The organism is Kytococcus sedentarius DSM 20547, from assembly GCF_000023925.1.
Lineage (GTDB): Bacteria > Actinomycetota > Actinomycetes > Actinomycetales > Dermatophilaceae > Kytococcus > Kytococcus sedentarius.
Window position 1 is genome coordinate 2358634 of the sequence record NC_013169.1, and the last position, 15102, is coordinate 2373735.

Annotated in this window: 10 protein-coding genes; 5 read left to right on the forward strand and 5 right to left on the reverse strand. The window is 69.6% G+C overall.

Translation table 11 applies throughout. From position 1 onward, the window contains the following. The first annotated feature begins 54 nt into the window (after positions 1-54). The 5 genes from KSED_RS11160 to KSED_RS11180 all read left to right on the forward strand — a co-directional run bounded on the left by KSED_RS11160 (position 55) and on the right by KSED_RS11180 (position 8798). Positions 55-1989 carry a type I restriction-modification system subunit M gene (locus tag KSED_RS11160; RefSeq protein ID WP_015780188.1) on the forward strand — a complete coding sequence of 645 codons (1935 nt, stop codon included), beginning with the start codon at positions 55-57 and terminating at the stop codon, positions 1987-1989. Then, positions 1986-3242, forward strand: a complete 1257-nt coding sequence (locus KSED_RS11165; RefSeq protein ID WP_015780189.1) for a restriction endonuclease subunit S — start codon at positions 1986-1988, stop codon at positions 3240-3242. Before KSED_RS11160 ends, KSED_RS11165 begins: the two co-directional genes overlap by 4 nt. A gap of 4 nt (positions 3243-3246) precedes the next feature. After that, entirely contained in the window at positions 3247-6267 is a 3021-nt protein-coding gene (locus KSED_RS11170) for a type I restriction endonuclease subunit R (RefSeq protein ID WP_015780190.1), read from the forward strand. Further along, the gene (locus KSED_RS11175) at positions 6264-7184 is read left to right on the forward strand and encodes a restriction endonuclease (protein WP_015780191.1); all 921 of its coding nucleotides are present in this window, start codon (positions 6264-6266) and stop codon (positions 7182-7184) included. The genes KSED_RS11170 and KSED_RS11175 overlap by 4 nt, the downstream gene beginning before the upstream one ends. A gap of 297 nt (positions 7185-7481) precedes the next feature. Further along, the gene (locus tag KSED_RS11180) at positions 7482-8798 is read left to right on the forward strand and encodes an ISL3 family transposase (RefSeq protein ID WP_015780192.1); all 1317 of its coding nucleotides are present in this window, start codon (positions 7482-7484) and stop codon (positions 8796-8798) included. Positions 8799-8833: 35 nt separating this feature from the next. On the opposite strand, the gene KSED_RS11185 is transcribed toward KSED_RS11180, so the two are convergent. Genes KSED_RS11185 through KSED_RS11205 form a run of 5 tightly spaced genes read right to left on the reverse strand, consistent with a single transcriptional unit; the run spans position 8834 to position 15100 of the window. Further along, complete coding sequence (locus KSED_RS11185; RefSeq protein WP_015780193.1) at positions 8834-10321, reverse strand: PucR family transcriptional regulator; 1488 nt, start codon at positions 10319-10321, stop codon at positions 8834-8836. Next, positions 10318-11352, reverse strand: coding sequence for a DUF917 domain-containing protein (locus tag KSED_RS11190; RefSeq protein ID WP_015780194.1), 1035 nt, complete (start codon positions 11350-11352; stop codon positions 10318-10320). Before KSED_RS11190 ends, KSED_RS11185 begins: the two co-directional genes overlap by 4 nt. 9 nt (positions 11353-11361) lie before the next feature. Continuing rightward, positions 11362-12468: an S-methyl thiohydantoin desulfurase family protein gene (locus KSED_RS11195; protein WP_015780195.1), complete on the reverse strand. Its 1107-nt coding sequence runs from the start codon at positions 12466-12468 to the stop codon at positions 11362-11364. Then, complete coding sequence (locus KSED_RS11200) at positions 12465-13553, reverse strand: S-methyl thiohydantoin desulfurase family protein (RefSeq protein ID WP_015780196.1); 1089 nt, start codon at positions 13551-13553, stop codon at positions 12465-12467. Before KSED_RS11200 ends, KSED_RS11195 begins: the two co-directional genes overlap by 4 nt. Next, complete coding sequence (locus KSED_RS11205) at positions 13553-15100, reverse strand: hydantoinase/oxoprolinase N-terminal domain-containing protein (protein ID WP_015780197.1); 1548 nt, start codon at positions 15098-15100, stop codon at positions 13553-13555. Before KSED_RS11205 ends, KSED_RS11200 begins: the two co-directional genes overlap by 1 nt. Between the last annotated feature and the right edge of the window lie 2 nt (positions 15101-15102).

Below are 15102 nucleotides of genomic sequence, written 5' to 3' on the forward strand. Positions count from 1 at the left end.
CTGACACACCCACCCACCGCGCTACCGTGACTCCCCGGACTACAGAGGAGACGCATGGCCCCCCAAGGCTTCGAGGACAAGGTCGCCTTCGTCTGGCGCATCGCCGACCGCCTCCGCGGCACCTTCAAGCAGCACGAGTACGGCTCAGTGATGCTCCCCCTGCTGGTCCTGCGCCGCATGGACGCCGCCCTGGCCGACACCAAGGCCGAGGTGGTCGCCCAGGCCAAGGGGTGGGACACCATCGGCCCCGGCCAGGACAAGCTGCTCAAGCGCACCAGTCGCCGCCCGTTCTACAACACCTCCCCGCTGACCTTCGCCGGCCTGCTCAACGACGCAGACAACCTGCGCGAGAACCTCGCCAAGTACATCCGCCACCTCTCCCCCGAGGCGGCCCGCGTCATCGAGGCCTACGACTTCGACCCCAAGATCGAACGGATGGACCGCGACGACATCCTCTACGGGGTCATCGCCGACTTCGCCGACCTGGACCTTCGCACCTCCGTGGTGAGCAACGAGGCGATGGGGTACATCTTCGAGGAGCTGCTCCGGAAGTTCTCGGAAATGTCCAACGAGACCGCCGGTGAGCACTACACCCCGCGCGAGGTCATCTCCCTGATGGTGCAGCTGCTCCTCACGGGTAAGACCCACACCGAGCTGATGGAGAACCCCCGGCCCGTCCGCACCGTCTACGACCCCGCGGCCGGCACCGGCGGCATGCTCGTGGGCGCCCTGGACGGCGTCCAGGGCCTGAACGGCAACGCCACGGTCACTGTCAGCGGCCAGGAGCTCAACGACGAGACCTGGGCCATCGCCCAGTCCGACCTGATGATGCTCGGCATCGGCCCGGAGCGGATGGCGCGCGGCAACTCCCTGACGCAGGACGCCTTCCCCACCGAGCAGTTCGACTTCATGCTCGCCAACCCGCCCTACGGCGTGGACTGGAAGAAGTACGCCGGCCCCATCAAGGACGAGGCCGAGAACCTGGGCTTCAGCGGCCGATTCGGCGCGGGCACCCCGAGGGTTTCCGACGGTTCCTTCCTGTTCCTGCAGCACATGATCAGCAAGATGAAGCCGGGCGGCTCCCGCATCGGCATCGTGCTCTCGGGGTCGCCGCTGTTCTCCGGTCAGGCCGGTAGCGGCGAGTCGGAGATCCGCGGCTGGATCCTGGAGAACGACTGGCTGGAGGGCATCGTCGCCCTGCCGGACCAGATGTTCTACAACACAGGCATCAGCACCTACGTGTGGATCCTGACCAACGACAAGGACGGGGCCAGCCGCGGCAAGGTGCGCCTCATTGACGCCCGCGAGATGGGCACCAAGATGCGCAAGTCCCTGGGCGACAAGCGCAAGGAGCTCAAGCCTGAGGCCATCCGTGAGATCACGAACCTCTACGGCGGCGCCCTGGATGAGTTCGCCGACGACCCCCGCGTACGTGTGATGAACCGAAACGACTTCGGCTACCAGCGCATCACCGTGGAGCGCCCCATGCGCCGGCACTGGGAGGTCACCTCGGAGCTCGCGGAGGCCCACGAGGGCATCGGCCACCTGGTGGGGCGCCGCTTCGAGACCGAGAAGGCCCTGTCCAACGAGTTGGCGGATCTGGACACCAAGGAGCGCAAGGCCGTGCTCAAGGGGGCCGCCATCGCCGATGAGGAGGCGCCGGTCATCCTCAAGAAGGGCGAGCCCGCACCGGACCCGGACCTGCGCGATGCGGAGAACATCCCCCTACCGGACGGGTGGATGGACCTGCCGGAGAACCGGCGCTTCTCCACCCTGGACGAGGCCGCCGAGAAGCACCTGCACACCGAGATCCACCCCTACGTGCCGGACGCGTGGCTGGACTACAGCAAGACCAAGGTGGGCTACGAGATCCCGTTCACCCGCCAGTTCTACGTGTACGAGCCGCCACGCCCCGTGGACGAGATCGCCGCCGAGATCAAGGAGCTCGAGGAGCAGATCCAGGGCTGGATGAAGGGACTGGGGCTGTGAACGGTTGGCTGGAACACCTGCCATCGGGCTGGGACACCATCCAGCCGCGCTCGCGCTTCCGGGAGCGGAGGGAACCCTCTCGACCGGACGACGAACACCTCACCCCCTCGCAGCACCTCGGGGTCCTGACGCAGCGCGAGTACATGGAACGCACGGGGTCGCGGGTGGTGCTGAACCTCAGCGGGGCTGACAAGATGAAGCACGTCGAACCTGGCGACTTCATTGCCCATCTCCGTAGTTTTCAGGGGGGCCTCGAGACGTCTGCCTTGCGGGGGAAGGTGAGTACCGCCTACACGGTGATGCGCGCCATTGACGGCGCACATCACCCATACTTCCGGTGGGTCTTCAAGTCCCATGCGTTCATCGGCGAATTGGCTTCGACGACCCAGCAATTGAGGGACGGGCAGACGGTTCGCTTTCAAGACATCGGCTCTTTGCGGCTCCCCCTCCCGCCCGAGCCGGATCAGCGGCGCATCGCAGACTTCCTCGACGACCGCGTGTCCCGCATCGACCGCATCATCGCCGCCCGTAACACCCAACGGGGGCAGGTAGCCGCACAGGCTGGCCAGTTGATCGATCATCAACTCACTGACCACGGAGACCGCTGGGGTGCGGTCCGCCTTGGACGGCTGTTGACGAAACTCGAGCAGGGCTGGTCCCCCGCAGCTGACCAACAGCCGGCAGAGCTGGGGCAATGGGGTGTCATGCGCGCGGGATGCGTGAACAGCGGCGAGTTCCGAGCTGAGGACAACAAGCGCTTGCCCGATGCGGTTGAGCCTCGCCTCGAGTATGAGATCAAAGGCGGGGATCTCATCATGTCGCGAGCGAGTGGGTCGCTCGATCTCATCGGTAGTGTCGCCTTGGTCCCTGATTCTGTGCGCGACCAGCTCCTCTTGTGCGACAAGTTGTATCGCTTGAGAACGGTCGCGGGGCTGGTCCCTCAGTACACAGCTCATGCTTTGCGCCATCACGCGAACCGGCAACGCATCCGCCAAGGCGTCAGCGGCGCTGAGGGGATGGCCAATAACCTGCCTTCCGGTGTTATCCGCTCACTCATGATCCCGCTGCCAGATCGCAGCACCCAGATCGAGGCCATCGACCGCTGGGAGGATGAGATGGCCGGAAACCGCCGCACCCAAGCCGCTCTCACCCGCTCCATCGAGCTCCTCACCGAGTACAAGCAGTCCCTCATCACCGCTGCCGTCACCGGGCAGCTGGACGTGACCACCGCAAGCACCCGCATCCCGGAGTGACGCCATGGCGAACACGCGCGAGAAGTCGTTCGAGGCCAATGTCGAGGCCCACCTGACCGGCCACGGCTGGCAGGCCCTCGCCCCCGAGGGGTACGACCGGGCCCTCGGGCTGTTCCCCGACGAGGTGGTGGCCTGGCTGGCCGAGAGCCAGCCGAAGGCGTGGGAGCAGCTGGTGGCCCGCAACGGCGGCGAGGGGCTGGCCCGGCAGCGGTTCCTCACGGCGCTGGCCGGCGACATCGACCACCGCGGCACCCTGGCGGTGCTGCGCAGCGGCACCAAGCACGCCGGCATCACGGTGGACATGGCCACCTTCCGCCCCGCCAGCGGGCTCAACGAGACCATCGCCGCGCGGTACGCCGCCAACCGGCTGGCCGTGGTGCGCCAGCTGCACCACTCCGAGAGTCGCCCCGCCGACTCGGTGGACGTCACTCTGGTGCTCAACGGCATCCCGGTGGCCACGGCCGAGCTGAAGAACCCCTTCACGCACCAGACCATCGAGCACGCCAAGACGCAGTACCGGGAGGACCGGCACCCCAACGACCTGATCTTCCGCAGCCGGGCGCTGGTGCACTATGCGGTGGACCCGCACCACGTGGCCATGACCACCCGGCTGGCCGGCCAGGACACGCGCTTCCTGCCCTTCGACCAGGGCAGCAACGGCCCCGGCCACCCCGGCACGGCGGGCAACCCGCAGCGCGACGGCTACCAGACGGCCTACCTGTGGGAGGAGGTCTGGCAGCGCGACGCGTGGCTGGAGCTGCTGGGCTCGTTCATCCAGCAGCGCAAGGAGGGCAGCAGTTGGCAGGTGCTCTTCCCCCGCTACCACCAGTGGCACGCGGTACGCAGCATCCTGGCCGCCACCTACGAGGACGGCGCCGGGGTGGACCGCCTCATCCAGCACTCCGCCGGCTCGGGCAAGTCCAACACCATCGCCTGGAGCGCCCACCTGCTCTCTCGGTTGCACGGCAAGGACGAGGCGCCGGTCTTCGACAAGGTGGTGGTGCTCACCGACCGCAAGGTGCTGGACAAGCAGCTGCAGAACACGGTCGCTGGGCTGGAGCACACCGAGGGGACGATCGTCCGCATCGACAAGGACTCCAAGCAGCTCAAGGCCTCCCTGGAGGGCAACGCGGCCCGCATCATCATCACCACGCTGCAGAAGTTCCCGGTCGTGATGCAGCTGGCCAAAGAGCAGGCGAAGGAGACCGGTGATGGCGGCCGCGTGATGGGGCAGCGCTTCGCGGTCATCGTGGACGAGGCGCACTCCTCCACCTCCGGCTCGGCCTTCAGCGGCATGAAACGGGTGCTGAAGGGTGGCGTTGACGAGGCGCTGGACGACGCCGAGGCAGCCGAGACCACCGATGGCAACGTGCCGGGCGCCGAGGAGGACTCCCTGCTGGAGAGCGCGCAGCGGCGCGGCAAGCAGAGCAATCTGTCGTTCTTCGCCTTCACCGCGACGCCCAAGCCCAAGACGCTCAACATCTTTGGCCAGACCGGGCCCGATGGGGTGAAGCGCCCGTTCCACACGTACTCCATGCGGCAGGCGATCGCCGAGGGGTTCATCCTGGACGTGCTGGCCAGCTACACGACCTACGACGTGTATTACAAGCTGATCAACACCGAGCCGAGCGATCCCAGCATCGACACCCGCAAGGGGAAGGCTGCGCTGGCCCGCCACGCCTCTCTGCACGACCACATGATGGAGGGCAAGGCCGAGGTGATCGTGGAGCACTTCCGCGAGAAGACAGCCCACAAGGTCGGTGGGCGCGCCAAAGCGATGGTGGTGACGCGGTCGCGGCTGCACGCACTGAAGACCCACCAGGCGATCGAGCGGTACATCAAGAAGAACGGGTACGACAAGGGGCCGGGTGCGCTGTCGGCGCTGGTGGCGTTCTCCGGCTCGGTGACTGACCCCGACACCCCGGAGGTGGCGCTGACCGAGGGGGCGGTGAACGGGTTCCCCGAGAGTGAGCTGCCGCGGCGCTTCCACGACGAGCACCAGGTGCTGGTGGTGGCCGAGAAGTACCAGACCGGTTTCGACGAGCCGCTGCTGCACACGATGTACGTGGACAAGAAGCTTTCGGGCGTGGCGGCGGTGCAGACGCTGAGCCGGTTGAACCGAACCATGCCGGGCAAGCACGACACGTTCGTGCTGGACTTCGCGAACTCCGCCGAGGAGATCCAGGCGGCGTTCGAGCCGTTCTACGAGCAGAGCCTGGCCGAGCAGGTGGACCCGCAGGCGCTGACCACCATGGAGCAGGAACTGAAGACGTTTGGCGTGCTGGTGGCAGAGGAGATGCAGCAGGCCGTGGCTCTCGTGCTGGACGGGGATGACACAGACCAAGGGCGCATCTACCAGCTGGTGGGGCAGGCAGCCGGGCGCTGGGTGATGCTCAACGAGCGCGATGAGGACGCCGCGGAGACGTTCCGCGGGACGCTTGACGCGTTCTGCCGTGCGTACACCTTCATTGCCCAGGTGATGCCGTGGGCCGACCCCGAGCAGGAGCGGCTGTTCCTGTTCGGGCGGTTGTTGCTCGCGGACCTACCGCAGCGCGAGGGTGATTCGATGCCCCAAATCAGCAGGTCGGTGCAGCTTTCGCACTTGCGGATTGCGGCGCAGGGCGAGACGGTTATTGAGCTGGAGGGCTCCGATGAGCCCGGTGAGGCGCTGCCCGGTGAAGGCAAGGGTGCTGAGGCAGAGCCGGTGGCGGACAAGCTGTCGGCGCTCATTGCGGTGCTGAACGAGAAGTTCGGCGCCGAGCTGGGCGATGCCGACAGGTTGTGGTTCGAGCAGCAGACGATGGTGGTGGCCCACGACGTGGACATGCAGGATGTGGCGCGTCACAATGACCGGAGGGCCTACAGGCTGGTGGTGGAGGAACGCGTGGAGGACATGCTGCTGGACCGGGACCAGCAGAACGGGAAGTTGTTCAGCATGTTCTTCGAGAACTTGGACTTCCGCCGGATGATGGTGGAGCACATCGTGGGCCAGACCTACGACAAGGCAAGGCGCCAGCCGGCATGATCCCCGACTTCCAGACGCTCATGCGGCCGGTGCTGGCCGAGTTGGAGGACGGTCAGGTCCACGCCGTCCGTGACCTCCGGGCACGGTTGGCGATCACCTTCCAACTGTCCGAAGCGGAACTCGCGGAGAAGCTACCCAGCGGGCGCTCGCCCGTCTTTACTAACCGGGTGGGGTGGGCAACCACCCACCTGAGCCAGGCGGGCCTCCTGGCACGTGAAGGACGCGGCCTCTATAGGCTGACGCAGGCGGGGCGCCAAGTGCTAGAGCGCCACCCTGACCGCGTTGACGTGCGAGTACTGGACGAGTTCCAGGCCTACCGAGCATTCCGCGAGCGGACCCGCGAACAGGAGCCTCAACCCACCCTGGCGACCACTTCCCGACAGACCCCACCTACAAGCGAGACGCCGGAGGAGTTGCTGGCGAACGCCATCTCCATTAACCGCGCAGCCGTGGAGGGCGACGTCCTGCAGGCCGCCCTCGGTCTCTCACCGACCGGCTTTGAAGACCTCGTCATCCAGCTTCTCTCGCGCATGGGCTACGGCCGGGCGGGCAGCGTCGAGCGGACGAGCGCGACCGGTGACGCCGGGGTGGATGGGATCATCAGTCAAGACCCTCTGGGACTCGATCGCATCTATGTGCAGGCCAAGCGCTACGCCGAGGAGAGGACCGTCGACCGTCCGCGGATCCACGAGTTCGCCGGCGCCTTGCTTGGCAAGCAGGGGGACCGTGGGGTCTTCATCACGACGTCCACCTTCTCCGGCGGCGCCATCCAGGAGGCCGAGCGGATCAACGCCCGCATCGAGCTCATCGATGGCAAACGCTTGGCGCAGCTCCTCGTCCAGTACGGGGTGGGTGTTCAGGAACAGCAGACCGCGGTGCTCTACAGGCTGGACGAGGACTACTTCGAAGGCTTGTGAGGCGGCCTTCAGACCGCCCCGAAATCCTGGCCCTAGCTTCGCCCCCCAAGAGCGTCAATTTCATCCAAGTGCTCCAAAACATAGGCAGACAGCCACGGGTTGACGGTCGCTTCGGCAACAAAATACGCCCAACGCGCGCGAGGGCGCCGCTTGGGCCCAGAATCGGGCTCTTCCCAGATGAGGGTGTAGGCGACGCAGCAGCCGTGGTGGGAGGGCGCGGCGCGTCGGTGCCCGGATAGTGGTCGAGGCCTTCCGAGGATGGAAGTTCTCACACTGCCCATCCAAGAAGACCTCGACGTGCCTGACGCTACCTTCGCGACCCCTGATGTGACGACTTTCTGCCGCCTCGACGAGCTCGGTCTCGTGGTCGTGGGCCAGCAGGTGGAGCCGGACCGCGCGGTGCTCCTGTGCCGCGTCGAAGAGGACGATGCGGCGCGCTGGTGCCGGCGCTGCGGCTGCGAGGGGAGGGCGCGGGACACCGTCACCAGGGAGCTGGCCCACGAACCGCTGGGGTGGCGGCCGACCACGCTGTTGCTCACGGTCCGCCGCTACAAGTGCACCGGCTGCGGGCACGTCTGGCGGCAAGACACCACCCGTGCCGCCGAGCCCCGAGCGAAGCTGTCCCGGACCGCGCTGCGGTGGGCGCTGGTCGGACTCGTCTGCCAACACCTCACCGTTGCTCGCCTCGCCGAAACTCTCGCCGTCTCCTGGGACACAGCCAACGCCGCTGTGCTGGCCGAAGGCCAGCGGCTCCTGCTGGACGACCCGACCCGATTCAATGACGTGAAGGTGATCGGCGTCGACGAACACGTCTGGCGTCACACCCACCGCGGCGACAAGTTCGTCACCGTCGTCATCGACCTCACCCCGGTCCGCGACAAGACCGGGCCATCGCGGCTGCTGGCCATGGTGGAGGGCCGCTCCAAGGAAGTGTTCAAGACATGGCTCGCTGCCCGGCCCAAGGCCTGGCGCGACGGCCTCGAAGTCGTCGCCATGGACGGGTTCACCGGCTTCAAGACCGCCACCACCGAAGAGCTCCCGCAGGCCGTCGCCGTCATGGATCCCTTCCACGTCGTCCGCCTCGCCGGCGACGCCCTCGACCGCTGCCGGCGCCGGGTCCAGCAAGAACTGCACGGCCACCGCGGCCGCAACACCGACCCGCTCTACAGATCCCGACGCACCCTGCACACCGGCGCCGACCTGCTCACCGACCGCCAGACCCAACGCCTCACCGCCCTCTTCGGGGACGACGACCACGTCCAGGTCGAAGCCACCTGGGGCATCTACCAGCGCATGATCGCCGCCTACCGACACCCCGACCGCACCGCAGGCCGACAGGCCATGAGCAACCTCATCACCAGCCTGACCTCCGGCGTCCCCGCCGCGCTCACCGAGCTCGTCACCCTCGGCCGCACTCTGTCCAAGCGGGCAGAGGACGTCCTGGCCTACTTCGACCGACCCGGCACCAGCAACGGCCCCACCGAAGCCACGAACGGCCGACTCGAACACCTCCGCGGCTCCGCCCTGGGCTTCCGCAACCTCACCAACTACATCGCCAGAAGCCTGCTCGAGACAGGCGGATTCAGACCCCAACTACACCCTCGATTGGGATGAGCCCAGAATCGCCCCCCTCACCCCTCCCCGTCCCCTCACCCCTCCCCGGACGTGCTCACCCTCGTGGCCAGGTGCAGCGCCAGACGGGTGTCCGCGTCGGTCAGGCTCGCCCCCAACCGCTCCTCGATGCGCCGCAGCCGGGGCAGGATCGTGTTGCGGTGCACCCCGAGCGCCGCGGCGGTGCCGGCCACCGACGACTCCTGGTCCAGGTAGGCCGCCAGGGTCAGCAGCTCGTCCGCCGTGAGCTCCGCCAGCGCCTGCCGGGCCGTGTCCACGAACGTGTCGGGCTGCGTCCACGCCCGCAGCAGCTGCGCCGGGCTCGTGCCGTCCAGGGCCATGAACCACTCGGCCGAGGCGCGGTCGGCGGCCAGCCGGGCGGCATCGCAGGCCTGGTGGATGCTCGCCACCAGCCCGGCCGGCCCCTCACCCACCGAGCCCACCCCGGTCGAGCACCTCATCTGGCTGCGGATGCGTCGGTGCGCGTCCCGCAGCAGCGGCACCGGGTCCTCCCCGGGGGGCGCCTGCACCCAGCAGGTCACACCGTCACCGTGCAGCGCCCCGTTCACCGCCTGCGCCGCACCGACCTCCCCGAGCACCAGCCGCAGCATCCCCACCGGGTCGGTGCGCTCCCGGGCCACCACGTGCACAGCCCGCAGCGGCCCGGCCAACCGCCACTTCTGCGCCACCAGTCGCTCCTCCAGCGCGGGGTCCACCTCACCATCCGCATCGATGACGGCCGTCAGCAGCGTGCTCGCGCGAGCGGCGTCGCCGACGTTCTCGGCGTCGTCCAGCAGGATGCGCGCAGCCACGGCGGGCAGGGCGACCTCGGCGGCTGTGGCGACCGCGTGCAGCTGCCCCTCGCTCCAGCCGCGGCCGTGCACGATGAGCCGCCACCCGTGCCGCGCCCCCTGCAGTGGCAGGGACACCGCCCCCACGTCTCCCTCGCACCGCGCGCTGAGCCAGCGCTCCGGCCGGCGCGCCACCACGGCCGGCGGCACCGGATCCCCCACCTGCGCGACCACCTCGTCGGCCCGCACGACCGCCAGCGAGTGCCCCAGCCCCGCCGAGAGGTGCCGCAGCAGGTCGCTGAGGTGCGCCGCCCGGTACTGCGTCGCCTGCACGGACTTGCGCACGTGCTGCAGCGTCAGCGAGTCCCCCGCCTGGCACAGCTGCCAGCAGGCCCGCAGGAACTCCACCGGCTCCTCCACGCGCAGCAGCGTGACCCCGAGACGCCGCGCGAGGTCGCCGGTGTGGGTGTCAGTGCGCCCGGCCGGCAGCGCCAGCCCCCGGTAGCCGGCATCGGCCACCCGCCGCACCAGCGCGTCGCGCTCCCAGTCGCTGCCCGGCCCGCCGGCAAGCACGACGACCAGCACGCGCGCCGGGTTCTCGAGCACGGTCTCCCACAGGTCCGCGACGTCGGTGACCGCGTGGACCGCCGCCCACTGCGCCCCCGCATCAGCGGCCACGGTGAACGCGCCGGCCGAGGGGTGGGCCGTCAGCGCGGCGAGGTTGATGTCGCTCACGCCGCACCACCCGCCAGGCCGAGGCGGTAGCGCGCCGACCCAACTGCGTGGGCCCGGTCCGCCCGACGCCAGAACTCCGGCGCGGGGAGCCGCATCACGACCACCGTCTGCCCGCGGCTCACCGCATCCGGGGCGAGCACCTCCCACGACGGGTGGGCCGCCAGCGCGATGACGTCAGGCGCCTGCGCGACCACCCGGCCGTCCACCTGGGCCACGAGGTACTCCGAGGCGGCGATCACCCGCAGCACCTCCCCCGCATCGGTGTCGATGGTGACCGTCGCCCGCCGCGAGCCGGCCTCGTGCGCGACGGCGTGCACCCGCCCGGTGCCGATGAGCTCGCCCCCGAGCCCCTCGGCGAGCGCCCGCGGGTCGTCGCCCGCCTCGAAGACCCGGCGCCCGGCACGACCCAGCTCGAGCGCGCGGCTCACCGACCCGGGCACCGCGTGCTCGCGCAGGTCGCCCACGGTGAGCCCCCCGATCGCCATCGCCGCCCAGCCCCCCGCGCACTCGAACGCGTGGCGCAGGAGGAACTCGGCGTCCTCCGGTCGGGCGTCGGTGACGGTCATGACGCCCTCGCCCCCGGTCGCGCAGGCGAGCACGACCCCGGGCACCCCGTCGACGAGCGGGCCGAACTGGTCCACGTCGGGCAGCGCCCGGCCCATGAGGTCGGCGTCCAGGAGAGCCAGACCCTCGCCGGCGAGCAGCGCGGAGCCGCCGTTCAGCCCGCCGATCTCCGCCGTGCAGACGGCCTCAGCGGGCTTCCGGGTCCAGTGCTCGATGGCAGCGATCACCCCGTCGAACGGTCGAAGCGGAGGTAGGCGCTCGGTCATGACCATCGTCGAACCGCCCATCCCAACCGCCACGCAGACCGTCTCCGCGGGCAGCTCGTCCAGCCCGCGCACGGTCACCGGCCAGCTGCGCCCCAGCAGCGCGGGGCGCAGGAACCACGGCGACCCCCCACCGCCGCCGCCGAGAACGTGGCACCCGGTGAGGTAGTCGTCGAGGTCGTCCTGACCGAGCCAGCGCTGCACCGGCCCAGCCTAGGCGGAGCGCTGCGGCAGCCGGTCCTCCACGGGCACGAACGGGTGGTCCAGCCCGAACGCCGCGGGGCCGAAGGCGTCCAGCGCCTCCGGGGTGCGCATGAGGTCCGGGGTCGAAATGCCCAGGACCCGCACCCGCTGGCCGTAGCGCAGCCCCTCGGTGGTGATCGGCTCGGCCGTGTCCGCCTCGAGGATGCAGATGAGGTCCGGCACGATCGCCACGACCTCGCCATCCAGCTCGGCGGTGAGGTTCTCGTTCTGGAAGCGCACGGTGAGGTCCCGTGAACCGTCCACCGAGCTGATCCGCGCCACGCCGCGGGCGAAGCCCTCGGTGGTGCGGCGCTCCACGTCGGTCACCTTGCCGGAGAAGATCTCCCGCACGTGGCTGTAGAGCGTCGTGGCCAGGGTGCGCTCCACCGCCTCGAAGGGGTCTGTCTTGCCCTCGCGCGCGAGACGGATCGCCCGGCCCAGCGCGAGCGCCATCGAGAGCGTGCGCGGCACGGCGGTCCGGCGGACTTCCGCCCCGGTCATCGCGTACTCGGCGATGTGGCCGACCCCGCCGAGGCGGATGGTCACCGCTCGCGCGAAGGACTCCATCTGGCGGTCGTCGTCGCCGGTGTCGATGAGCACCGTCTCGCCGCGCTCCCCGGCCAGGGCCAGCGGCGAGCCGTGCACGCCGTAGACGGCGAAGGTCTCCATCGAGAGCTCCGGGAACGCCCGGCCCATGCCGTCGGCGTCGACGACCGGCAGCCCGGTCTCCGCGGCGACGATGAGCGGGATCATCGAATTGATGCCGCCGCACTCGATCGGCATTGTCGCCTCGGCCTTGCGGCCCAGGTGTTGCTCGAGAGCCCGCAGCGCAGCCAGCGGCTCGGTGCCGGCGGGGATCTTCTCGAGCATCACCGTCGGCGCCCCCATCTGTGCGGTGGGGATGACGAACAGGTCGTCGGCGAGGTCGTCGGGGTCGAGCACCTCGATGCCCTCGGGCCCGATGACGCGCTCCACGAGCAGGCGGCCGATGTACGGGTCACCGCCGCCGCCCGTGCCGAGCAGCGTGGCGCCGCGGGCGAGGTCGGGCAGGTCGGCTGCAGTCAGGGTCCAGCTCATGCGGAGTGCTCCGTCCCGGCCAGCCCGGTGCTGCCGTCGTAGCGGTGCGCCGGGGTGTCATAGCCGAAGTAGTCGGGGCCGGCGAGCGCGAGGCCCTCCGGCGAGTGCCAGCGCTCGTCCGAGGGCGCGGCGACGACCCGCACCCGCTGGCCGTAGCGCAGGCCCTCGGTGGTGATCGGCTCGCCGGACTCGGCCTCGAGCACCATGATGAGGTCCGGGGTGGTCACGAGGGTCTGGCCCTCATGGGAGGCGACGAGGTGCTCGTTCTGGAACGAGAGTGTCAACTCCCCGCCCTCTGAGGTGATGCGAGCCTGGCCACGGGCGAAGCCGGTCGTGGTGGCTCGCTGCACGTCGGCGACCTTGCCGCCGCCGATCTCGCGCCCACCGAGCATGCGGGTGACGACCTCGACGGGGTCGACCTTCTCGTCCCGGGCGTCACGAAGACCACGGCCGAGCTCCAGGCAACGGCTCAAGGAGGCATCAACCAAGGACTCCCGTGCCTGCTCCCCGGTCATGGCGAACGTGGCGATCATGATCGAGCAGCCCATCTCGACGCAGGCCACGCGGGCGATGCGCTCGGTCCAGCGGTTGTCCACGGTATCGAGCACCCCACTATTGCCCTTCTCGTCCGCGAACCCGATGGGTGAGGCCGAGATGCCGTAGAGGGTGGGCAGCACCATCTGGAGTTCGGGGAAAGCACGACCCATTCCGTCCGCGTCCAGCAGCGGGAGGCCGAGAGCAGCTGCGGCCGCTACCGGGACGGTCGAGTTCACCCCGCCGACCTCCGCGCACAGAAGGTGGGTCACCTGGCGGCCGAGGTGCTTCTCCACGGCCCGGACCGGGGCGACGATCTCGGTCAGACCGGGGAGCTTCTCCACCATGACGGTCGGGGCGCCCATCATCGCGACCGAAAGGACCAAGGCGTCGTTGGGGATCGAACCGAGCGGTTCGACCGCGATCGGGCCGTGCTCAACGAGCGCTTGGCGGGCCAACAGCGCGCCGATGTGCGGGTCTCCCCCGCCACCGGTGCCGAGCAGGGCGGCCCCGCGGGCCAGGTCGGGGACGTGGTCGGTCGTGATCTGCATCAGTTCCCCATCTGCAGGTCGCCGACAGCCTTGGCGCGCACGCGCGTGGCGTTGCCGGGCAGGTACGGGATCGGCACCTCGTCGAAGTCGACGATCTCCACCGAGCGCGGGCTGGCGCCGGCGGCGACGGCCTTGTCGACCGCCTCCTGCCGCACCGCATCGAGCGTGGCGTCGCGCTCGCCTGGGGCGACGGCGACAACCTTGTCGACCTCGCCGCCGACCTGCGCGATCGAGGCGCCGATGGCGTTGGCCACCGCGTACTGCTCGGGGCGCACCACCGTGCCGAAGAGGGGCAGCTCGTCGGGGAGCAGCACCGAGCCACCGCCCACGGCGACGACGCTGATCGGGTCGGAGGTCGTACGCATGCGGTCGACCGCCTCGCTGACCCGCTCGGCGATCCGCTCGGTGACCCTGCGCGCGAAGTCGAGGTCCACGTCCGCCACCAGCGAGGCATCGCCGATGTCGGCGCGGCCGAGGGCGACGGCGATGTCGGTCGCGGTGAGGGTGGAGCCACCGAAGACGCGCGCCTCCTGGGTGAGGCGGTAGCCGACCGACTCCGGGCCGACCTCGCCGGTCTCGAGGTCGACGATGCTGCCGCCGCCGATGCCGATCGAGAGCACGTCCGGCATCCGGAAGTTCGTGCGAATGCCGGCGACCTGCACCTCGGTGGTGGTCTCGCGCGGGAAGCCGTTGACGAGCAGACCCACGTCGGCGGTCGTGCCGCCCACGTCGACGACGGCGCAGTTGGCCAGTCCGCTGGTGGCCGCGGCGCCCCGCATCGAGTTGGTCGGGCCGGAGGCGAACGTGGCCACCGGGTAGCGGCGCACGAACTCCTCATTCATGAGCGTGCCGTCGTTCTGGCTGAGGAAGATCGGGGCCTCAATGCCCTCGGCGCGCACGGCGCTGCTGAGCCCGTCGACGATGGAGACGGCGAGTTCGCGCAGGGCGGCGTTGATGATCGTCGCGTTCTCCCGCTCAAGCAGGCCGATCCGGCCGATCTCGTGGCTCAGGGAGATGCTCACGTCATCGCCCAGCTCGCTACGGAGCAGCTCTGCGGCGCGCACCTCGAGGTCGTGGTTGACCGGGCTGAAGACGCTGGAGACGGCGACCGAGCGGATGCCGTGCGCGGCCATGTCGCCCGCGTGGCGGCGGATCTCGTCCTCACCCAGCGGCGAGATCGGGCGGCCGTCGAACTCGTACCCGCCGTGGGCGAGGTAGGCGCGGCCCTCGATGGCGCCGACCAGGCGCTGCGGCCAGTCCACCATCGGCGGCAGGGCGGCCGTGGCGGGCAGTCCGAGGCGCAGGGCGGCCGTGGGCGCCAGGCGGCGGGCCTCCACGAGGGCGTTGATGAAGTGGGTGGTGCCGATCATCACCGCGTCGACCTGGGGACCCTCGAAGGGGTGCTGGTCGCGCAGCAGACCGATGGCGGTGGCGATGCCGCTGGTGACGTCCGGGCTGGTGGACTCCTTGACCCCGGCGAGCACGCGGGTGCCGTCCATGAGCACGGCGTCCGTGTTGGTACCGCCGACGTCGATGCCGATGTGCATCA